18 protein-coding genes, 3 pseudogenes and 1 riboswitch are annotated in these 22,842 nt (G+C 34.1%); of the genes and pseudogenes, 10 read left to right on the top strand and 11 right to left on the bottom strand.

The annotated features are described in order from the left end of the window. The first annotated feature begins 129 nt into the window (after positions 1-129). From HMPREF3265_RS05675 to HMPREF3265_RS05665, 3 genes and pseudogenes are all read left to right on the top strand, one after another. Positions 130-786, top strand: a complete 657-nt coding sequence (locus HMPREF3265_RS05675; RefSeq protein WP_070861132.1) for an NAD(P)H-dependent oxidoreductase — start codon at positions 130-132, stop codon at positions 784-786. 240 nt (positions 787-1,026) lie between these two features. Further along, complete coding sequence (locus tag HMPREF3265_RS05670) at positions 1,027-2,520, top strand: aldehyde dehydrogenase family protein (RefSeq protein ID WP_070861131.1); 1,494 nt, start codon at positions 1,027-1,029, stop codon at positions 2,518-2,520. Positions 2,521-2,760: 240 nt separating this feature from the next. Beyond that, positions 2,761-3,668: pseudogene (locus HMPREF3265_RS05665) on the top strand (phosphate/phosphite/phosphonate ABC transporter substrate-binding protein). A gap of 227 nt (positions 3,669-3,895) precedes the next feature. Here HMPREF3265_RS05665 and HMPREF3265_RS05660 read toward each other — a convergent pair. Both HMPREF3265_RS05660 and HMPREF3265_RS05655 read right to left on the bottom strand, forming a co-directional pair. Further along, the gene (locus HMPREF3265_RS05660; RefSeq protein WP_011274874.1) at positions 3,896-4,702 is read right to left on the bottom strand and encodes a VOC family protein; all 807 of its coding nucleotides are present in this window, start codon (positions 4,700-4,702) and stop codon (positions 3,896-3,898) included. Positions 4,703-4,941: 239 nt separating this feature from the next. Further along, positions 4,942-5,223, bottom strand: a complete 282-nt coding sequence (locus tag HMPREF3265_RS05655; protein WP_011274875.1) for a GNAT family N-acetyltransferase — start codon at positions 5,221-5,223, stop codon at positions 4,942-4,944. Positions 5,224-5,396: 173 nt separating this feature from the next. On the opposite strand from HMPREF3265_RS05655, the gene HMPREF3265_RS05650 reads away from it, so the two are divergent. Beyond that, positions 5,397-6,359, top strand: a complete 963-nt coding sequence (locus HMPREF3265_RS05650) for a metal ABC transporter solute-binding protein, Zn/Mn family (RefSeq protein ID WP_070861130.1) — start codon at positions 5,397-5,399, stop codon at positions 6,357-6,359. 50 nt (positions 6,360-6,409) lie between these two features. Here the strand turns inward: HMPREF3265_RS05650 and aldA are convergent. Continuing rightward, positions 6,410-7,837, bottom strand: a pseudogene (gene aldA / locus HMPREF3265_RS05645) (aldehyde dehydrogenase). Positions 7,838-8,014: 177 nt separating this feature from the next. Between aldA and HMPREF3265_RS05640 the strand changes: the two are divergent. The 4 genes and pseudogenes from HMPREF3265_RS05640 (at position 8,015) to HMPREF3265_RS05625 (ending at position 11,010) form a co-directional block, all read left to right on the top strand. Then, positions 8,015-8,449, top strand: a complete 435-nt coding sequence (locus HMPREF3265_RS05640; protein WP_037538921.1) for a MarR family transcriptional regulator MhqR — start codon at positions 8,015-8,017, stop codon at positions 8,447-8,449. Between the two features lie 63 nt (positions 8,450-8,512). Next, positions 8,513-9,481, top strand: coding sequence for a ring-cleaving dioxygenase MhqE (locus HMPREF3265_RS05635; RefSeq protein WP_070678722.1), 969 nt, complete (start codon positions 8,513-8,515; stop codon positions 9,479-9,481). A gap of 15 nt (positions 9,482-9,496) precedes the next feature. Beyond that, positions 9,497-10,401: pseudogene (locus HMPREF3265_RS05630) on the top strand (VOC family protein). A gap of 15 nt (positions 10,402-10,416) precedes the next feature. Then, entirely contained in the window at positions 10,417-11,010 is a 594-nt protein-coding gene (locus tag HMPREF3265_RS05625; RefSeq protein ID WP_011274881.1) for a methylhydroquinone degradation carboxylesterase MhqD, read from the top strand. Positions 11,011-11,070: 60 nt separating this feature from the next. Here HMPREF3265_RS05625 and HMPREF3265_RS05620 read toward each other — a convergent pair whose 3' ends face one another. Then, positions 11,071-12,108 carry a YkvI family membrane protein gene (locus HMPREF3265_RS05620; protein WP_276312453.1) on the bottom strand — a complete coding sequence of 346 codons (1,038 nt, stop codon included), beginning with the start codon at positions 12,106-12,108 and terminating at the stop codon, positions 11,071-11,073. A 253-nt stretch (positions 12,109-12,361) separates the two neighbouring features. On the opposite strand from HMPREF3265_RS05620, the gene HMPREF3265_RS05615 reads away from it, so the two are divergent. Then, positions 12,362-14,143, top strand: a complete 1,782-nt coding sequence (locus tag HMPREF3265_RS05615) for a cation:proton antiporter (RefSeq protein WP_070861129.1) — start codon at positions 12,362-12,364, stop codon at positions 14,141-14,143. 85 nt (positions 14,144-14,228) lie between these two features. Here the strand turns inward: HMPREF3265_RS05615 and HMPREF3265_RS05610 are convergent, their stop codons facing one another. The 7 genes from HMPREF3265_RS05610 to HMPREF3265_RS05580 form a co-directional block, all read right to left on the bottom strand. Then, on the bottom strand, positions 14,229-16,193 hold the full coding sequence (locus HMPREF3265_RS05610; RefSeq protein ID WP_070861128.1) for a fructose-bisphosphatase class III: 1,965 nt from the start codon (positions 16,191-16,193) through the stop codon (positions 14,229-14,231). A gap of 319 nt (positions 16,194-16,512) precedes the next feature. Then, complete coding sequence (locus tag HMPREF3265_RS05605; protein ID WP_070861127.1) at positions 16,513-17,127, bottom strand: undecaprenyl phosphate transporter UptA; 615 nt, start codon at positions 17,125-17,127, stop codon at positions 16,513-16,515. 113 nt (positions 17,128-17,240) lie between these two features. After that, positions 17,241-18,239 (bottom strand): ThiF family adenylyltransferase, encoded by a 999-nt coding sequence (locus HMPREF3265_RS05600; RefSeq protein WP_053025341.1) that lies wholly within the window; start codon positions 18,237-18,239, stop codon positions 17,241-17,243. Next, on the bottom strand, positions 18,239-19,006 hold the full coding sequence (locus tag HMPREF3265_RS05595) for a thiazole synthase (RefSeq protein WP_053025342.1): 768 nt from the start codon (positions 19,004-19,006) through the stop codon (positions 18,239-18,241). Before HMPREF3265_RS05595 ends, HMPREF3265_RS05600 begins: the two co-directional genes overlap by 1 nt. Position 19,007: 1 nt before the next feature. Beyond that, positions 19,008-19,208, bottom strand: a complete 201-nt coding sequence (gene thiS, locus HMPREF3265_RS05590) for a sulfur carrier protein ThiS (protein WP_037550281.1) — start codon at positions 19,206-19,208, stop codon at positions 19,008-19,010. Then, entirely contained in the window at positions 19,192-20,307 is a 1,116-nt protein-coding gene (thiO, locus tag HMPREF3265_RS05585; RefSeq protein ID WP_053025343.1) for a glycine oxidase ThiO, read from the bottom strand. The genes thiS and thiO overlap by 17 nt, the downstream gene beginning before the upstream one ends. Further along, entirely contained in the window at positions 20,300-20,890 is a 591-nt protein-coding gene (locus tag HMPREF3265_RS05580) for a thiamine phosphate synthase (protein WP_070441687.1), read from the bottom strand. Before HMPREF3265_RS05580 ends, thiO begins: the two co-directional genes overlap by 8 nt. Before the next feature lie 63 nt (positions 20,891-20,953). Beyond that, positions 20,954-21,063, bottom strand: a riboswitch (TPP riboswitch). Between the two features lie 339 nt (positions 21,064-21,402). Here HMPREF3265_RS05580 and HMPREF3265_RS05575 point away from each other — a divergent pair. Then, on the top strand, positions 21,403-22,683 hold the full coding sequence (locus HMPREF3265_RS05575; protein ID WP_070441639.1) for a pyruvate MFS transporter: 1,281 nt from the start codon (positions 21,403-21,405) through the stop codon (positions 22,681-22,683). Positions 22,684-22,842 lie beyond the last annotated feature (159 nt).

Raw genomic sequence — 22,842 nt, 5'->3', positions numbered from 1 at the left:
TTAAAAATTCGCACAAAAATAGTAAATTTTCATTTATTTTTTAATGATAACTTTTGTAAGCGTATAACTTTAGGCTAAAGGAAATGTACTTTATAATCAAATTAGTACTATCTAAGGAGGATATATTTCATGAGTTCAATGCAAGAGACAATAATCAATGCTTTTAATTTTAGACATGCAACAAAGGAATTTGATCCTAAAAAGAAAGTCAGTGACTCAGACTTCCACACAATATTAGAAACAGGTCGTTTATCACCTAGTTCACTAGGATTAGAACCTTGGCGTTTTGTTGTTATTGAGAATGAAGATTTAAAAGAAAAATTAAAACCATATAGTAGGGGAGCACAAAAGCAATTAAATACAGCGAGTCGTTTCGTTATTATTCTTGCACGCAAAAATGTCACTGCAGATTCAGAATACGTACAACATATAATTCGAGATATTAAAAAATACGAAGAAAGTACGATTCCAGCAGTTGAAGATAAATTTAATAATTTCCAAACGAATTTCCATATTAACGATAATGAGCGAACATTATTAGACTGGGCAAGTAAACAAACTTACATTGCATTATCTAACATGATGACCACTGCAGCATTATTAGGAATTGATTCATGTCCTATGGAAGGATTTGATTTAGATAAAGTTACTGAAATCTTAGCTGAAGAAAATGTTATCGATACAGAACATTTCGCACCATCTGTTATGGTTGCATTTGGTTATCGAAAAGAAGAACCAAAAGATAAAGTTCGTCAACCCGCTGAAGATGTTATTGAATGGATTTAATATAGAATCAAAAAGGAGAGCAAAGACTCTCTTTTATATTATCCATAAGTGATAGATTCTATAACTAGAATTAATGATGTTTAAAGAGCTTAATACACGGAAAAATATTATAAGCAAGTTAGTGTATTTAAAAATGTGAATAAGGTAAAATAATAGCAGTCTTAAGTAAACGCTTGCATTTCGATATAAACACAACGCACATAAGGTTTTTCATAAATTTATATAAAGGGATGATGAAAAATGGCAAAAGTAAACGTTAGAGATTTCATAGAGGAACAATACGGTTTATTTATCAATGGTGAATTTCAAGCAAGCGAAAGTGGAGACACGTTAACTGTAACCAATCCTGCGAATAGTGAAGATTTAGCTAAAGTAGCTAAAGCAAGTAAATCTGATGTTGATAAAGCAGTACAAGCTGCGCAAGATGCTTTTGACAGTTGGAGTAAAACATCTAAAGAAGAACGTGCGGACTATTTATTAGAAATTAGTCGTCGAATTCATGAAAAAGTGGAACACTTCGCGACAATTGAATCGTTACAAAATGGCAAGCCTTATCGAGAAACGTCAACAATTGATGTGCCATTAACAGCAAATCAATTTAAATATTTTGCGAGTGTATTAACAACAGACGAAGGTTCAGTCAATGAAATTGATGAGAATACAATGAGTTTAGTTGTCAATGAACCAGTAGGTGTTGTTGGTGCTGTAGTTGCATGGAACTTCCCAATTTTATTAGCGTCATGGAAATTAGCACCAGCATTAGCTGCGGGTAATACAATTGTAATTCAGCCATCTTCTTCTACACCATTATCATTAATTGAACTTGCGAAGATTTTCCAAGAAGTATTACCTAAAGGTGTCGTAAATGTATTAACTGGTAAAGGTTCAGAATCAGGTGATGCAATCTTCAATCATGAAGGTGTAAACAAATTATCATTTACAGGATCAACAGACGTTGGTTACGGCGTTGCGAAAGCAGGTGCTGAACGTATCGTTCCAACTACATTAGAACTAGGTGGTAAAAGTGCTAATATCATCTTTGACGATGCAAACTTAGATCAAGTTGTTGAAGGTGCACAATTAGGTATTTTATTCAACCAAGGTGAAGTATGTAGTGCTGGTTCACGTTTATTAGTACAATCTTCAATCTATGATAAAGTAATGCCTAAATTAAAAGAAGCTTTCGAAAATATCAAAGTGGGCGACCCATTTGCTGAAGACGTTAAAATGAGTGCTCAAACTGGCCCAGAACAACTTGAAAAAATTGAAAGCTACGTAAAAATTGCTGAAGAAGATTCAAATGCTAATATCTTAACAGGTGGTCATCGCTTAACAGATAATGGACGTGACAAAGGATACTTCTTCGAGCCTACAATCATCGAAATTAAAGAAAATAGTCATCAATTAGCACAAGAAGAAATTTTCGGACCAGTTGTAGTAGTAGAAAAATTTGAAGATGAAGCTGAAGCAATTAAAATTGCGAATGATTCAGAATACGGCTTAGCTGGTGGTATCTTTACTACTAATATTAACCGTGCATTAAATGTTGCTAAAGCAATGAGAACTGGTCGTATTTGGATTAACACTTATAACCAATTCCCAGCTGGTGCGCCATTCGGTGGATATAAAAAATCTGGTATCGGTCGTGAAATTTATAAAGACGCTATTAAAAACTATCAACAAGTTAAAAATATCTTCATTGATACTAGCAATCAAACAAAAGGATTATACTAAGATAGTTAGTTTATAAATAAAAAATGAATATCATTTAAATTGAATGTGAGCTATCTGCAAAGCCGAGACTTTGCAGATAGCTTTTTTTATGAGTTTAAAAGATAAGCGCATATGATATAGTTACAAATTACATATTGTAGAAGTTTTATTTAGAAATTGATAGATTGAGACTTTTTTAAATTAAATAAGTTATAATACAATTTAAGTCTTTAAAATCTATATTTTGCAAAGGGAAAAATGATGAAAAAATTACAAGTACTATTAATTAGTTTTATAATATTAGTACTCACCCTGAGTGGTTGTTCTAAACATGATGAGAAACATTCGAAAGACCATGAACCAAAAGAATTAAAAGTAGGATTTGTACCATCCCAAAATTCAAAAACGTTGAACGCTAAAGTGAAACCGTTACAGCAACAGTTGTCAAAGGGATTAGGTCTTCCAGTTAAAGTACATGTGGCAACTAACTATAATGCAATGGTAGAAGCTTTAAGATCAAAGAAAGTGGATGTTGCATTTATTTCACCAGTGTCTTATACCATCGCACATGATAAAGGTGTTGCAGATGTACTGTTGAAATCCAAAGGCTATTTAGTAGATGATAAAGGTAATACAACTAATAAATTAGTCGATTATTATCGCTCACAAATCATAGTTCGTAAAGACAGTCATTTACATAAGTTAAAAGATTTAAAAGGGGCTAAAGTAGGCTTACAAGACCCAGAATCTACTTCGGGATATATTTATCCAATGGCAAGCTTAATAAAGTTAATGTTAATCAGAGTGATATCAAAATTGCTCAAATTAAAGGGCATGATCAAGCATTGATAGCCTTCTTAAACGGTGATGTGGATGATGTAGCTACATATCAAGATGCACGTGCTGATTTAAAGCAAGATTATCCCAAAATATATAAAGACACTAAAGTGATTTATCGCACGGATAAGATACCAAATGATACGATTTCTGTGCGTGGTGATATGAGTAAACAGTGGAAAACGAAAATCAGTAATGCTTTTTTAGATATTAGTAAATCTGAAAAAGGTAAGAAAATACTTACAGATATTTATGGGCATCAAGGCTATGAAAAAGCAAAAGATAGTGACTTTGATACAGTAAGAAAGTATAGAAAACTTGTCGAGGAATAAAAATTTAAGATTAAGCCTGGGACATAAATCAATGTCTCAGGCTACAAATATATATTGGCAGTAGTTGACTGAATTAAAAATACACTTGTAGCAAGCTTCTTTTTAATCCAAGACAAACTTGTTATCGGGGCGGGACAGAAATAAATTTTGGAAAAATATTATTTCTGTCCCGCCCCCAATCTATTTAAAATGACATGTTTTATAAACGATGCCAAATATTAACCATATTATCCTGGAACGACACTTGTATCACTGTGAACTGTAATATCAAAGCCTTCAGGAGATGTAATATGTTCTTCTTTAGCATTTGGTTTATATATATCGAAATGAACTAAGCCATAAGTAGTCTCGTTATCTGTTCTAGCTTGGTTGGATTGCCATACATTAGTAGCGATATGATGATGATATTTTTGAGTAGACATGAACAAAGCTTGTGGGAAATTAGAAATATGTTCTAAACCTATTTGTTCCACATAAAAGTCACGTGCTTGCCCGATATCGTGTGTTTTAAGATGTAAATGTCCAATTTTGCCATCAGCAGGCCAACCGTTCCAACCTTCTTCAGTACGTTGTGCAATTAAATCATCTGCATCTACTGCAAGTGTATCCATTTTTACAAAATTACCATCCCATTGCCAACTTTCATATGGACGATCTTGATATACTTCAATGCCGTTACCTTCTGGATCATTAAAGTATAACGCTTCACTTACAAGATGATCTCCACCACCTACAGGCACATTTAAACGACTAGCGTGGAATAAAAAGTTTGCTAAATCTGTGCGTGTAGGAAGTAAATAAGCGACATGAAATAAACCGGCTTCTCTAAACCCAGGACGGCGACCATCTTCTAAATATTGTAGTGTTAATGTATGACCATTAGCACCAACATTAAAGATGACATGATTGTCGTCTTGTTCTTTAATTGAAAATCCTAGTATATTTTTATAAAAGTTTGACATTTTATTTAAGTCTTCAACGTTTAATGTAATATTAGTAACTTGTGTTGCTTCAGTAGTGTGAAATGCATTCATAATGTAGTGCCTCCTAAGATGAATAAGTCATCTTTATTTATTATTTATATTAAGTATAATAAATATACTACTAATCATTAAATTAATCAAGGCAGTTGCTTTAAAACTTTAAAAGCATACAAAAAAGCTTTTAGACTAATGTAATAAAGGTGTACTATAAACCTCATTCAAGTCTAAAAGCTAATTCTGTAAAACATTTCAGTTAACTTCAAATTGTAAGCCAACAAATATGAAATAGATTATCCTAAATAAACATCTTGATAATCATCATTTTTCTCTAGAACGTCTTTCGCAAATGGGCAAGATGCGATGATTTTTAAGTTGTTTTCACGTGCATAATTAACGACAGCTTCAACTAATTGTTTTCCTAGACCTTGTCCACCTAATTCATCAGCGACACCAGTATGGTCAATATCGATTTCATTATTATCTACTTGTTTAAACGTAATGACAGCTTGAGCATTTTGTTCATCTTCGCCAACATAAAATTGTTGATTACCTTTTTTGATTTCTTGTGCCATAAAACGTCACTCCTTTAATAATGTCATATCAATATCTATCACTTTTGAAGAAATCTAAAACATTTTAAAATTAAATATTAAACCTCAAATATAATAATAAACATAGATATTGCATTATTACATTATTAAAGATATAGTTAAAAACGAATTTATTACGTTTTGGAGGGTTCTGTGTGAAGAGGATTGGCTATCTCATTATCGTCCTGTGTATTAGTATTGCTTTATCAGCTTGTAGCACAGGGCAATATTCGGATGCGAAAAAGAAAGATGTTTCAACCAATAATAAAATAAATATCTATACTACAGTATTTGCATTTGAAAGTTTCACCAAACAAATAGGTGGCAAATATGTCAATGTGGATACGATTTATCCTCCAGGTGCAGACACCCATTCATATGAACCAACTCAGAGAGATATGATTAATATTGCTAAAAGTGATCTATTTATATATTCAAGTGACGACTTAGATCCAGTGGCTAAGACGATTACGCAATCAATGACCAACGATGATATGAAATTAGCAGTTGCAGCTGATTTAAATCATCATACATTGCTTGAAGAAGACCATGATCATGAAGATCACGACCAGCATCATAGTCATGAAGAGGAAAGTCACGACCCACATGTTTGGCTCGACCCAGTCCTAGACAAGCATTTTGCAGAAAAAATAAAGAATGATTTAGTTAAAAGAGATCCTCAACACAAAGCATATTATGAACAAAATTTTAAGAAATTGAATCAGGATTTAACAGATTTAGACAATAATTTGAAAACAATTACTAAAAATCCTAAAAGAGAAAAAGTAACTATCTCTCACGATTCATTAGGTTATTTAGCAGAGCGTTATCACTTTCAACAAGAGGGTGTCAGTGGTATGAATAACGAAGAGCCTAGTCAAATGGATATTCTTGCGCTTATTAAACAAATCAATCAATCGAAGCAACCTTATATCCTTTACGAACAGAATATCACTTCAAAGATAACTGATGTTATTAGTGGTGAAACCAATGCAGAACCAGTAAGTTTTAATAATTTGTCTGTGCTATCTAAAGAACAAGCTAACGACAAAGATTTAACTTTCCAATCAATCATGAAAAAGAATATTAAAGCGTTGGATAAAGCATTGAATAAATAAAAAATATCCCCAATCCTTTTATTAGGAGATGGGGATATTTTTATACCAATTTATTCATATCTAATATAGCTCACCGTTGTATTGTAGTATTCTTCGAAACCATGAATACCATCTGCTCCACCTAAACCTGATTCTCTCCAACCAGCATGGTAACCATTAACAACTTCTTCTGCTTCGCAATTAGCGTAAACTTCACCGAATTTTAAACGTTCTGTAGCTTCCATCACTTCTTTTAAATTCTCTGAAAAGATATAAGAAGATAAACCTGCATTTGTATCGTTTGCGGCATCAATTGCTTCATCGAAATCATTATAAGTTGTAATTGCTAGAACAGGGCCAAAAATTTCCTCTTTAAAGGCACTGTCATCTTTTTTTACATTATCAAGAATTGTAGGTTCATAGAAGAAACCAGCGCGATTTAATTTATGACCGCCTAAGACTAAGTCTGCACCATTTTTAATGGCTTCTTGCACTTTGTTATCAATACTGTCCAATTGAGTTTGATTGATAATAGCACCATAGTCGGTATTGTCGTCTAATGGGTCCCCGACTTGTAAGTCGCTCATACGTTGTTTAGCCTTGCTCACAAAGTCATCATGAACATCTTCGTGAACAAAGATACGTTCTGGACAAGTACATACCTGACCAGCATTATTTATTCGTGCTGTGACAATGTAGTCCACTGCTTTGTCTAGGTTTGCATGAGGTGTAACCAAGACAGGCGCGTTACCACCTAATTCAAGGTTCACTTTTTTTACTGCATCTGCTGCATTTTTATAAACGGCTTTACCAGCACGCATACTTCCTGTTAAAGAAATGAGTTGTACATCTTTATGTGTGGCAAGCTGTGTACCCACAGCTTCACCAGTGCCTGGTACAATTTGAATTAAACCGGCTGGAATCGTTGAAGCACGGAATAGCTCAGCCAATCTTAACGTTAATAATGTTGTTTCTTCACTTGGTTTAATGACGATTGAGCATCCCGTTACTAGTGCTGGAATCACTTTACGCATCAAGACCATAATTGGTGCATTCCATGGGACGATACCTGCAGTTACACCAATTGGCTTTTTAATTAATTGAATCATTTCATGAGATACACTATTTTGTAGTACTTCGCCTTTATTACGCATACTTAAACTTGTCATATAATCAATAAATTTCACAGCTTTATCGATTTCACCTTCAGCTTGTGCTAATGTTTTACCTTGTTCTTTAACATACAATTTGGCAAGTTCATCTTTGTTTTGCTCTAATAAAGGAATTAATAATTTTACATGCTCTGCACGTGTTGGTGCTGGTACTTTTTCCTATTCAAGTTGTGCATGTTTAGATTTTTCGATTGCCTCGTTAACTTCTTCCTCAGTTGCGAAAGTAATGGTATCAAATGCTTCTCCTGTAGCAGGATTGATGACTTCCATCGTGTCACTAGATTTACTCTCTACAAATTCATTATTTATAAATAATTGATTGGTCATTTGAGACACCTCCAATGTTTGTATTCCCTGTAACAACCGTTTTCATGCTTATTTCATTTTGAAAAAAGATAGAAATAAATAGATATTGAAATTATAATAGAGCTAACATATTGACGATTAATTGAAACGCGTGTACAATTTATCTCGAAATCAAAATAAATTAAAGGTGGTGAGTAAATGGATCGCACAGAACATTCATTAAAAGCATTTATTGGTCTAAATAGAGCATTAGATACATTAGAAAAAATCGTGCAACAAGATGTGAAGAATTACAGGCTCAACGTGACGGAATTTGCAGTGTTAGAGTTGCTCTATAGTAAAGGTCCACAACCTATTCAACGTATTAGAGATAGGGTGCTCATCGCGAGTAGTAGTATTTCATACGTTGTGAGCCAATTAGAAGACAAAGGTTGGATTACACGTGATAAAGATCCATTAGATAAGCGTGTATATAACGCAACACTTACTGACAAAGGTCAACAATTTATGGCAGATATATTTCCACAACATGCCTCAACGTTGGAACAAGCCTTCTCAGTTCTATCAGAAGAAGAATTGATAACGATTCAACAAGCATTCAAAAAATTAAGTGCACAATCTACTGAAGTGTAAATCGGTGCACTTTTATTTATAACGAAAATTATCTCGAAATCGAAATAAATGGAGGTTTTTAATATGGCTAAACATGATTTATTAGGTATTCATCATGTAACTGCAATTACAGATGATGCTGAACGTAACTATAAATTTTTTACCGAAGTACTAGGTATGAGACTAGTTAAAAAAACAGTAAACCAAGATGATATTCAAACGTATCATACATTTTTTGCAGATGATGAGGGGACAGCTGGTACAGATATGACATTCTTTGATTTTCCTGGCATTTCTCAAGGACGTAAAGGTATCAATTCGATTACTAAACCATCGTTTCGTGTTCCAAGTGATGAAGCATTAACATACTATATGAAGCGGTTTGAAGCGTTTGGTATAAAACATGATGGTATTCATAACGTGTTAGGTAAGAAGGTATTGCCTTTTCAAGAGGAGGATGGACAAGACTATCAATTAGTATCCGATGAAGGAGACAGTGGTGTCTCACCAGGTAAACCGTGGAAGAATGGTCCGGTTCCAGAGGATAAAGCAATTTATGGCTTAGGACCAATCGAAATTACGGTCAGTTACTTCGAGGATTTCAAACAATTGTTGGAAAATGTTTATGGAATGCGAATAATTATGAATGAAGAAGATGTAGCATTGCTTGAAGTCGGTGAAGGTGGTAATGGTGGTCAAGTTATTTTAAGAAAGGATTCAGAGGGACCAGTTGCCGTACAAGGATATGGCGAAGTTCATCATGTATCATTTAGAGTGAAAGAACATGAGGCCATTAAACACTGGATACAGAAATATCAAGAACTAGGCATACCAAACTCCGGTTTAGTCGATCGTTTTTATTTTGAAGCATTGTATGCACGAATCGGTCATATTTTGTTAGAAATTTCAACTGATGGACCTGGTTTTATGGGTGATGAACCCTATGAAATGCTAGGCGAGAAATTATCACTTCCACCATTTTTAGAGCAACAAAGAGAAGCGATTGAAGCGCAAGTTCGTCCGTTTGATACAACTGGAAAAAGTTATAAATAGGGAGGTATTGAATTTATGGAACCAATTACACACATTCATCATATTTCAGCGATTGTAGGAGATGCTCAAGAAACGTATGATTTCTATACAAATGTATTAAATTTATCTTTGATTAAACAAACAGTAAATTATGATGATACAAAAACATATCACTTATATTTCTCAAATGACAGAGCGCAACATGATATGGTACTTACTTTCTTTAATTGGCCAAATCAATATAGAGGTCGTATCGGTTCAGGTCAGGTTGGACGTTTAGCGTTTAGAATACCGAAAGATAGCATGTCACATTGGGAAATGAAATTAAATGCGAATGGGATTCAAACACGTCAAACTGATTCATTCAATCAAACAACGTTAGAATTTGAGGACATTCACGGATTAACACTAGCGATGGTTGAAAGTGATGAAGAACGTGTTAACAATGACATCATAGGATTTCATGGCGTAACAATGCTATCAGGTAATCCTCAAGCTACGGAAGCATTGTTGCAAAATGATTTAGGGTTAGAATATATTCAAGAAACAGATGACAATGTGCACTATCAAACGAGTGGTAGCGTGCATCAAAAATTATTGTGAAAAAGTTTGTAAACCCACAACCTGTACGTTGGGGTGGTGGCATCTTCCATCATATTGCATGGTCAGTACCAAATGACGAGGTACATGTACAATGGCGTGATTATCTTCATAATAAAGGTTTGCATGTAACAGATGTGAAAGAACGATTCTATTTTCATGCGGTTTACATGAAAGAACCTGGCAATTTAATATTTGAATTTGCAACTGCAGGACCTGGATTCACGATTGATGAAAGCGTCGATGATTTAGGTAGACAACTACAGTTACCGCCATTTTACGAGGAAAGAAGATATGAAATAGAAGGTCATTTAATGCCAATAAAATTAAATGAGTACTAAGGAGAGGTGAGACAAATGGAACATATTTATAGACCAGGTAAGGATAACGCACCTACGTTAATTTTGTTACATGGAACTGGTGGGGATGAAACAGATCTTATTCCACTTGGAACAGCTTTAAATCCTAACTATAACTTGTTAAGTATTCGTGGAGAAGTCAATGAAAATGGTATGAATCGTTATTTCAAACGTCTTGCAGAAGGCGTATACGATGAGGAAGATTTAGAATATCGAGGTCAACGGTTGCTTGGTTTTATTTATGAAGCGGCTGAACAGTATCAATTTGATTTGAAACGAACGGCTTTAGTTGGTTTCTCTAATGGATCAAATATTGCGATTAACTTAATGTTACGTGACAAAGCACCGTTTAAAAAAGCATTACTATTTGCCCCACTTTATCCAATAGACGCTTCAACAAGCAAAGATATGAGTGATGTAGACGTTCTATTATCAATGGGAAAAAATGATCCAATCGTATCTATTGATCAAAGTGAACATGTCATTAACTTATTTAAACATCAGGGTGCACAGGTTACAGAAGTATGGGTCAATAGTCATGAAATTACACAAGCTGGATTACAGAAAGGTCAAGAAATACTGAATTCATAATGGAAAAGGACTCAAAGATGTATGGTTCGCATCTTTGGGTCCATTTTAATGTATCCTAATTTATTTAGAGAATACTAAGTGTTTAAACCCTTGGTATAAAATTGGGATAAGTAGTATGAAGCCAAATAATCCCATGATTGGGAAGACTTTTCCAATTAAAGAAATGAAACCGATAAATGTACATATAAACGTGATGATAGCCATTATAATGATGAGTACAAAGTACCCTTTGGAAAATGGCTCTGTAAATCTGGAAGCAAATGCATACATAAGACCTACAATCGTATTATAGATAACAAGAACCATTATAATCGACATCACTGTACCTAATAATGGTGAAATGTGACTTGCGAGTAATAGGGTCGGCAATGCGACAGATTGAATATGTTCAAATTCTGTAACAAGGCCCAAATTAATCATTAATAACAGTAATGTGATAATGATGCCACCAAGTAGGCCACCCCATAAGCCAGACTGACGATGCTGCATGCGACCGCCCATAACACTTAAAAAACTAAATGCGGCTGCAATTTGTAGGCTTGCATAATTTAACCCATCAAACCACCAACCAAGTGATAGAGATTGATGCTGTTTGTTGAAACGATTGGCCGCACTAAAATTTAAATCTCCTGTTATAAAATAATAGATAGCGATAATAGAAACAACAATGACTAAGAACGGTGTAACCATACCTAATACCGTAATCAGACGTTCAAATTTAAGAAATAGCGTCATAAGAATGACTAACACTAGAATTAATGAACTCAACCAATAAGGTAATCCGAAACTTTCATGTATAGTTGACGCACCACCCGCAGTCATAATCATCGCTAAGGAGAATAAGAATAGAGTTAAGATAATATCAAAGATACGTGCAATGATTGGATGTAAATAATATCGAATAGACTCAGAATGGTTATGAGATTGAATGACAAAGCCAGTGTTTAATACGAAAACGCCTGCTAGCGTTATAATCAAACCGGTAACAATAATGCCAGAGATGCTATAGATACCGTTACTTGTGAAGAACTGAAATATTTCTTGACCAGTAGCAAAACCAGCACCAACGACAATACCAACAAATGCGAAAGCTACCATGATACTCTCTTTAAAAAGTTGCACAATTAAAATTTCCTTTCAAATCATTTCTAAATTCATATATTTAAACGCAATTACCTATTTTAGATGAAAATATACTAGAAATAAATAGGAAAGTTTACTCGAAGTGAACATTGTATGTCCGAAAAAGGCATTAACAGGTTGTTTATAAAATAATAATGCAGGCTTAATCAAAGTTTGATAGTATTACACAGTATTAAAAAAGTTGAATCTTATTAAGGAAGGTGTAGGTATGTCATTAGATTTACCTGTCATGTTAATCATTGTCTTATTTTTAGCATTAGGCATATTTAGTCAATGGTTAGCGACACAGATTAAATGGCCATCAATTGTAGTCATGTCGATTGTGGGCTTATTGATTGGACCGATATTGGGACTAGTTAACCCTCAAGAAACATTGGGAGCCGAAGTGTTTAGTCCGATTGTATCTTTAGCTGTAGCTGTCATTTTATTCGAAGGAAGTAGTAATTTAGACTTTCGTGAATTAAGAGGCATTTCTAAAGCGGTTAATCGAATTATTACTGTTGGCGCAGCTATATCATGGGTGCTCGGTGCGATTGCATTACATAAAATTTTAGATTTTCCAATCTCTGTTGCGGTTGTGATGGGCGGATTATTCTTGATTACAGGCCCAACCGTCATTCAGCCACTTCTTAAGCAAGCAAAGGTGCGTAAGAGTGTTGACTCTATTTTAAGATGGGAAAGTATCATATTAGATCCAATAGGACCGATACTCGCATTAACTGCGTTTTATGTTTATCAAATATTTGAACAAGGCTTTGGCGTTCAAGTTATTTTAATCTTTATTTTGAAAATGGTTATAACAGCCGTAATTGGATTCGGGGCATCATTCATTTTCAATTGGTTAATCCAACGTGATTTTATTCCGCAAAATTTGATGCCATCGATTCAGTTAGTCTTTATTTTATTAGTCTTTAGTATTTGTGACCAAATATTACAAGAATCAGGATTATTAGCCGTTACAATTTTCGGCTTAATGATGGCACGTTATAAGAGACATGATTTAATTTACAAGGAGTCAGATCATTTCATTGAAAATGCATCATCTATTCTTGTATCCACCGTCTTTATTTTAATCACTTCGTCATTAACGTCATCTGTATTGATGGATGTCTTGTCATGGCAATTAGTGATTTTTGCGATTGCAATGATTGTATTGGTACGTCCAATCTCTGTTTTATTATCAACAATAGGTACAGAAATCACGAAAAGAGAACGCACTATTGTTGCAATGATGGCACCTCGAGGAATTGTCGTTTTAACTGTGGCACAATTCTTTGGAGGATTATTCATGGATGATAATGTGAAAATGGCAAGTTATATCACTCCAGTGACGTTTGGACTAGTGTTTATTACGGTTGTCATTTACGGCTTTAGCTTTACGCCATTGAGTAAGTTGCTAGGTCTTGCTAGTACGGAACCACCAGGTGTCATTATAGTAGGAGAGAGTGAATTTTCATTCCATCTTGGTACGAAACTACATGAACATGATATTCCTATAATGGTATTTAATTTGTTTGAGAATACGTCGGAGAAGGCAGAAGAACTTGGCTTTGAAGTGTTTAAGGGAAATTTATTATCAAGTAGTGATCGAATATATGCGGATTTAATTCGTTATAATAAATGTCTATTAATGACTAAGTCGTTTATTTTTAATAGTTTAGCGTTTAATGAATTGGTACCAGAGTTTGGATTGAATAATGTAAGTATGATGCCAGTGTCATTTACTGATGAACAGGCACGTAATAACTTAAATGGTCCATTACGTAATCATATTTTATTTGATGAGTCACACAGTCCAAGATGGTTTGATAATACGATAATTAATAAGAATATTGTGGAGGTACTTGCAGAGGAATACGACACAATTACTGATCACGATATGATTATCTATCATGTTGATGATAATAGTGTTGTTTCATTTAATAAAAGTACTAAACCTATACCACAATATGATCAAGGCACATACGGCATCTTAAGAGATGTGTATTAGAAAAGTAATATATAAATGGCACTTTCTATTTCAGTGATTTAGAAAGTGCCATTTTTTTATATGTGTGTATAAATTGATTCAAGTGTTAATTTAAGTATCTATCATGCATTAATAATTTTAAGATGCGGATTTGTTCTTGAAGTACTTTACCATCATTGGTATCTCTGATTTTTTGGCGTTGCAATTCTTCATCTACAACACGACGAACTGATAATTCATCTGCACCGTCTGATAGTACTTTATCTCTTGAATCAAAATGTTGATGTGCGACTAATTGCATGCCAAATGAATTGTAAAGTAATGTATAACCCGCAATACCTGTCGTTTTTTGATATGCTTTTGAGAATCCACCATCGATAACTAACATTTTACCATCTGCTTTGATAGGGTCTTCACCATCTATTTCTTTAACAGGTGTATGACCATTGATAATTCGACCTTCATCTGGATTGAGACCGAAGTCTTTTAACATTTTGCGAATCATATCAAGATCTTCTCTTAAATAATAATATGGATTCTTAGGTTCTTTATGAGAAGTCTTATCTTCAATAAAGTAACGTTCAAATGTTGTCATCGCTCTTTTTCCGAAAAGTGAACTATATTTACCAGTCCATAAATACCACACTAAATCTGTTGATAGATCATCAGTGATTTCTTTGTAGTCGTATGCATAGCGTACATGTCTTTCAAACACGTCTAAAAGGTCACGACCTTTATGTTGTTTACCTTCAATTTCGAATGATTCCATTTCTCCATTCTCATCAACAGGGATACAACCATGAATAAGAAGATTGCCATTATATAGAAGGTAAAGTTTTCCTTTCTTCATCAAGAACGACATGTGACGTTTCAATTTCTCAGATTGTTGGAAAGAAAGTAGCAGTTTATTCATAACTTCTTCTTCCTCAGGTAATAATTTACCAGGATCTTGTGGGTCCACAGTACTGAAACATGTATCTTTTAAAGGATATGTTTTACCGTAAATCGTGATTTCATTCGTATCATAGTTGACCTTTTCCAAGACTAAACGGTCTTCCATTTCAAAGGTAGGACGACGTTTGATAATTGGCATTTCTAGTTTGAATTGAATCATCGCAATGGCTTGATGAATCTTAGTGATTTGGCTTTCTTCAAGTTTAGATAGCCCAACTGGTTTATCAGGGCGTTTCTTAGGTTTAAATGCAGGATTATCACCACTATAATGTTCTTCAGCAAGCGTTAATAACGGACGTAAATTAATTCCATAAGCATCTTCAATAATATCTAAATTATCGTATCGTGCACATATTCGAAGTAGGTTGGCTAAACATACTTTAGAACCAGCATATGCACCTATCCATAAGACATCGTGGTTTCCCCATTGAATATCAACAGAGTGATAATTGATTAACGTGTCCATAATCTTATCTGGTTGAGGACCACGGTCGTAAATATCACCAACTACATGGAGATGATCAACTACTAGACGTTGGATACTATAAGATAAACCAATAATTAAGTCGTCAGATTGTTCTAACTCGATAATTTGATTTACTAGTGTTTCATAATATGATTTTTTATTGTTGAATTCATTATTCTTATAAAGTAGCTCTTCAACGATATATGTATATTCTTTCGGTAACGCTTTACGTAATTTTGAGCGTGTATATTTTGATGAACAATAAGTAATTAAATCAATTAATTGTTCAATTGTAGTAATATACCAAACATTCAATTTTCCCTTTGAATCGAAGTTATTTTTCACAAGTTTTAATTTTTCTTCAGGGTAATAGACGAGGGCAGCTAAGTCATCGATTTCTTTTTGGGATAATGTCTTTGCATAAAGGTCATTTATTTTTGAACGGACATTACCTGATCCATTACGCAATACATGTTGGAACGATTCGTATTCACCATGAAGGTCACTGACGAAGTGTTCAGTACCTTTTGGTAATTCTAGAATAGACTCTAAATTGACAATTTCTGTTGCTAACTTCTCAGGACTATCAAATTGTTGTGATAATAAATCTAAATATTTCTCTCGTAATTCACTTTCAGTCGTTTGTGTCATCTAATTTCACTCCTGTTTGGAATTGATATTCATATGGGTAGATATGTCATAAAATCGCTTACATTAATTATCTTTAAAAAGCACTACTTTTTCAATGGTGATGCTTAAAATGTCAGAATTAATTCTTAAAGTTTAAATATATGTAAGACAAAAGCCTGGGACATAATTTAATGACTCAGGCTACAAATATATATTGGCAGTAGTTGACTGATTTAAAAATGCACTTGTAACAAGCTTTTTTTAATTCTAGTCAACCTTGCCGGGGTGGGACAACGAAATAAATTTTGGAAATATTATTTCTGTCCCACTCCCTTAACTGTTATTTAACTCGGTTTCTGTTTTTAAAGAATATTCTATAAAGTAAGTAAAGTACTGCAAGAATAATAATGACATACATAATATATGAATAATTGTGTAAACCAGCCATTAGGGCATCGAAACTACCACTTAGCATACGGCCTAATAGGATTAGGGCGAAGTTCCAAATTGTAGTACCTAGTAATGATAATACTGCGAACGTAACGACATTCATTTTATTGATACCTGCAGGAATTGTGATTAATACACGTAATACTGGAATAAAGCGACATAGTAATACTGCCCATGTACCATAACGCTTAAACCAGTCATTTGCGCGCCTTACATCTTTACCTTTAAGTTTAAACCATTTACCATGTTTATCTACAAAACGATAAATACTTTCTTCGTTAATTAAACGGCATAAATAATATAGGATTAATAATACAATAAATGATGCGATTGTTGATATAAGGAATAAAATAGGTATTGATAAACCCGACTTTACTGACATTAAACCAGCAAAGGTAAGAATTATTTCAGAAGGGACAACAGGTAAAACATTCTCTAATAAGATGAGAATAAAGATTGCTGTATAACCCCACTTACTTATAAAATCAGTGATTAATTGTTCCATTTATATTCAAGAACTCCTTTTATTAAAAGCATTATTTGTGAAATTAAAAATTCATAGTAAATTTATTATAATAAAATTTACTATGAATTACTTGTATAAACCTATGTGTATTTTTATTTTAGCGCTTTTAAATAAGAATGATACAACTTAATTGCTTCTTCATCATCTTCGATGCCATAAACATTCATACGTCCATCTTTAAATAAGGTAATTTCATAATCGTCATCTTTAATTAATTTTGCGAAAGAAGTGGATTTCACAATTTCACAGGGAAGGTGGTGTGCGTGTTCAAATATACTTGGCTGATATCTAAAGAGATATGTACGTCCACATAAGCTTTCAATATGCTGCTGGTGTTTCGTTTCTAAAAGTGAGTAGTGTTGATTCGCACATACCTCACACGCGTGATCTTTCAATATATCGACCTTCATCGCTTTATAATCGATATGCCACGTATCAATAGTGATTAGTTTCTTTGAAAAACCTTCTCCAGATAGGTAACGAAGTACTTCTGCAACTTCATAACTTGCTACTTGCGTAATAATAGTTGGTAGTACGCCATTAATTGCACAACTTTCGCCACTTGATGGCATTTGTTTTAGGAGACATTTTAGACATGGTCCTTTGAAATCAATGCCATAAACTGTTCCTTTATTGCCGACAGCAGCACCATATACCCAAGGAATTTGATGTTTGTGACACACTTCATTGATGAGATAACGAATTTTAAAATGATCCATCCCATCGATAACGATATCTGGTTTAACTTCATTTAATATATCTTCAATATTGTTTGAAGTTATTTCTTGGTAATACGTTTGTACGTCTACATGATGATTGATATGTGCAATATGTTCTTTTATTGAGTGTACTTTTGGTACCATATTTTGAGCGTCATCTTCAGTATAAAGCGCTTGTCGATGTAGATTAGACGTTTCAACTATATCCATATCAACAATTGTGATGTGATGTGCCCCCATTCGAGCAAGAAGCTCGGCGACATGACTACCTAATGCGCCGGCACCTAGAATAAGTAACTGTGCATTAGAAAGGGCATGCTGTCCTTGTTCACCAAAAGGAGAGAATCTCATTTGACGATTGTAACGTTGCATTATAAGAAACCTAAACCTTCAGTTGGGCTTGATGCTTGGGCAGTATATTTTACTGGGATTCGTCCTGCTTCATAAGACAAGCGACCAGCATGAATACCTAATTTCATTGCTTCTGCCATCTTCACAGGATCTTTAGCACTTGATACTGCTGTATTGAGTAGAATACCGTCAGCCCCTAATTCCATCGCATGACATGCATCTTTCGGAGAACCAATACCAGCATCAACGATAACTGGCACATTTGAGTTTTTAATAATGTAACTTAAATTAAGTTGGTTGTTTATGCCACGGCCTGTTCCTATTGGAGATGCTAATGGCATAACGGCATGCACACCTAATTCTTCTAAACGTTTAGCTAAAACGACGTCATTAGAAATATATGGACATACAATGTAGCCACGCTCTAGCAATACTTTACAAGCTTCATATGTTTCAAATGGATCAGGTAATAACGTTTCATCATCACCAATAACTTCTACTTTAATCATGTCACATACACCTGCATGTTTAGCGATTTCTGCAATACGAATGGCTTCTTCAGCAGTTTTTGCGCCAGCAGTATTTGGAAAAGTTATAAAGTCTTTTAAATTAATGTTTGCTAGTGGATTAGGTAAATTCTTGTCATACAAATTCATACGTCTTACTGCGAAAGTAAGTACATTTGTTTCTGAAGCTTTAATCGCTTCTGTTTGTATGTCTTCATTTTCAAACTTTCCTGTACCTAGTAATAAACGAGATTGTAATTCTAAATTTCCAATTTTAAACATTTTATCCGCCTCCAACAAATTCTAATAATTCTAATTGGTCATCTTCACGTACCGTGTGTTGATGATAATCTTCTTGTTTAATTAATGTTTTATTATGTTCAACAATGACACGTTCTGGGTCTAATTCTAGAGAGATGAGCACTTGATGAATTGATTGCTCAGTGTCGAATGTGAATGCATCGCCATTAATAATGCATTTCATGATTTAACCTCCTTGAGACATTGAAAGATTCATAGCGAGATGGTTTGACTCCAGTTAATAGCCAATTTGCAATGTCACGACCAATAACAGGGGACAATAAAATACCGTTTCGATAATGACCGGTAATGACATATAATCCATCGTCAACTCGGTCCATAATTGGTAATTCGCCATTGGTATATGGACGTACGCCAGACCATTGCTTCATGATACGTGCGTTTGCAAGTTTAGGTATACGTTCTGTCGCATAGTGTTTTAACCATAAGACGCCTTGTTCCGTATTACCTACAGAATAATTATCAAATTCGCTAGTAGCACCAATTAAGTAACGATTAGGCGCTTTCGGAACTATATAGCATCCATTAGTCATAAATACCGTTTGTTGTAAGTTTAAATCGTCATGTTCCACTAGAAGCACTTCACCTTTAACGCCGACAACCTCACGAGGCAATTGATATTGTTTTAACAATTGAGATGACCATGCACCACCTGCGACAATGATTTTCTTCGCATATAAATCACCTTGAGATGAAACGATTTGATAGTAACCATTATGGCGAATAATATCTGTTACATTTGTATTGAAGTAGCGCGAAATACGACGCTGTTGTAAGGATTTAAATAATGCTTTCGTATAATGATTTGCATTGATTTGTCCATCATTTGGAATGTAGATTGCCATTTCAGATGCAACCACACTACCATCGGTTAAATCTGCTAATTCATCGTCTGATAGTTCAATTACATTGTCATCTAAGGCGTGTAAGAATTGAAATTGTGAGCGCAAATGCTCAACATCTTCAATTTGATTTGCGATTTTAATCAATCCAGATGATTGATATTGAATATCTATTCCAGTTTCATCTTGGAGTGTTTCGCATAATTCAGGAAAGCATTCACGTGATTCTAGAGCGAGACGAAATAAGTCACTGTCTTCTGTAAATTCATTTTGTGCACCTAACATGCCTCCAGCTTTATATGAAGCATGTTTACCAGGTATATCACGGTCGACAATTGCAATGTCGAGTTGCGTATGACTTAGGTGTCTCGCAATGGACATTCCGATAACACCAGAACCAACAATAAGTACGTCATGCATCTTTCAACCACTCCTTTCGTAGATGTTGAATTTGTTGTAAAGATGCGCTCATAAAATAAGAAATTGCACAAATTCCTGCAAAGCCATTTGGAAGCCGTTGTATCGTATCTTCAGTAATACCTCCTATGGCATAGACTGGAATCGGAACTTGTAACACGGCTTTGATTTCAGACATTGATCTAGGCTGCTGATTTGGCTTAGAAGCCGTGGTAAAGATATGACCATAAAAGACATAATCTAATTGATGTTTAAAAGCTTGTTTCACAGAGTTAATAGTGTGCGTCGACATGCTTACTTCAACATCAGGATGTTGTGCTTTATAATCGAACGCTAATGTGTCCATTTCACGACAGTGCAAGCGTTTAAGTTTTAAGGATTCTAATAAGTCAACATCACTATGGATAATAATTTTGTTTCTTGGAAAGCCAGCAGCGATTAATTTTTTTAAAAAGGAAAATAAATCATCACTAGACATAGGCGTACGAAAGAGTAAACCATCGATGCCTTTATTAATTTCAATGAAGTGTTGTAAGTCTGCTTCTGTTAAATGTTTATAAGTTGTTATCGCAATAAAGATGTCTATCACCCCTAATAAATGAAAAAACGCTATCTCCTTAGTAGGAAATAGCGTTAGTATCTATGTAACGATATGTGTAAGCCACTTTCCTACGCCAGTACAAACTGGATCAGGTTCCAGGAATTATAAAGTTCTTTCTTTACTCTCAGCCTTAAACAAAGGCACTTCCAGTGGATAAATTATCTATTTAATTTTAAATAATGATGAGTAGCGTTTCATTTCAAGTTCATTTTACAATTTTTTTAAATGGAGTTCAAATTTTAATGAATATTGAGATTACAAAGCGTAAATACGAATTTAGTGAATAAAGTAACCAACGATCTACAATTTAATAAAAGAACTTTTAAATAAGATGTTGAAAACGATTTCAAAAACTGGTAATATTATTAAAAATAAATGCTGAAACCTTATGATGGTAAGGGTTTTAAGGGAGTTATTTTTACAAATAGGGAGTCTCGTGATTATATTAGACAACATATTTAGAATCAACAAATTAAAGGAAGTAGGAAAAAGAGGATATGGTACAAAGACAAAAGAAAAGTAGTGTTCGTTGGTTTTTCGCATTAGCATTTTTTATCATAGGTGTTATTGCTTACATGGATAGATCTAACATCTCATATATTGCCCCACAAATGATGGAAGATTTACATATGACAAAGCAACAATTTGGTCTATTAGCTTCATTCTTCTCATTAGGTTACGCGTTAATGCAAGTACCTTCTGGTATGTTAGCTGAGAAATTTGGACCTCGTAAGATGATTACAATCGCTTTAGTATGGTGGAGTGCTTTCACTATCTTTACAGGTATGATTAAACATCACGGTTTATTATATTTAGTGCGTTTCTTATTCGGTGTTGGTGAAGCGCCAATGTATCCATCAAACGCTGTGTTTAATGCAAACTGGTTCTCTAAAGATGAGAAAGGTAGAGCATCTAGTATGTTACTCGCTGGTTCTTATTTTGGACCTGTATTAGCGCCTGTGATTACTATTGCTATTGTAAATGCATTTAATTGGCAAGCTGTATTTTACATCTTCGGTGCTGTAGGTATTTTAATTGCAATACTATGGGGAATCATTGCGAAAGACTTACCAGAGCAACACCGTATGGTTAATGACGCTGAGAAACATTTCATTATGGAGAATCGTGACCTTGTTCAAACAAGTAAATCACTACCACCTTGGAATCAATTCTTCCGTCGTGTAAGTTTCTATGCGATTGCAGGTCAATACTTTGTAGTACAATTCGTTATTTCATTATTCTTAATTTGGTTACCAACTTATTTAACTGAACAATATCATGTTGAATTTAAAGACATGACTATTAGTTCATTACCTTGGTTTATCATGTTTATTTTAATTTTGTCTGCTGGTGCGATTTCAGATAAAATTTTACGCAGCGGACAATCAAGATTCGTTTCAAGAGGTTTAATTGCCATTGTTGGTTTCATCGTATTTGCAATTTCAATTTTCTTTGCAGTACATACTGAGAATTTATACGTAACGATTTTCTGGTTATCACTTGGTTTAGGTGGTATGGGTATATCAATGGGTATGAGCTGGGCAGCAGCTAATGACATTGGTAGAAACTTTGCCGGTACAGTATCTGGTTGGATGAATTTATGGGGTAACATTGGTGCATTATTAAGTCCATTCTTAGCTGGTGCGTTGGTTGCATCACTTGGTTGGACAATGACTTTCCAATTATTAATTATTCCAGCAGTCATCGCAGCAATTTTATGGTTGTTTGTATCACCAGACAAACCATTGATTAAAGATGAAAGTCGTGAATTAAAATAATTTCATATAAGCTAGGAAATCATTCCTAGAATCTAGCCAGTAAGTGGATTTTAATTAATTCATTTACTGGCTTATTTAATTACATTACTTGCTAAGTGCTTTGGAACATAGATTCACTAAATGTCTATTTTGAGAAAATATAATAAAATGTGTTTAAAG

The organism is Staphylococcus sp. HMSC62B09 (assembly GCF_001839115.1).
In the GTDB taxonomy this organism is placed as follows: Bacteria; Bacillota; Bacilli; order Staphylococcales; family Staphylococcaceae; genus Staphylococcus; species Staphylococcus haemolyticus.
Note: the sequence above shows the minus strand (reverse complement) of the source record. Positions and strands in the feature narration are given on the sequence as shown.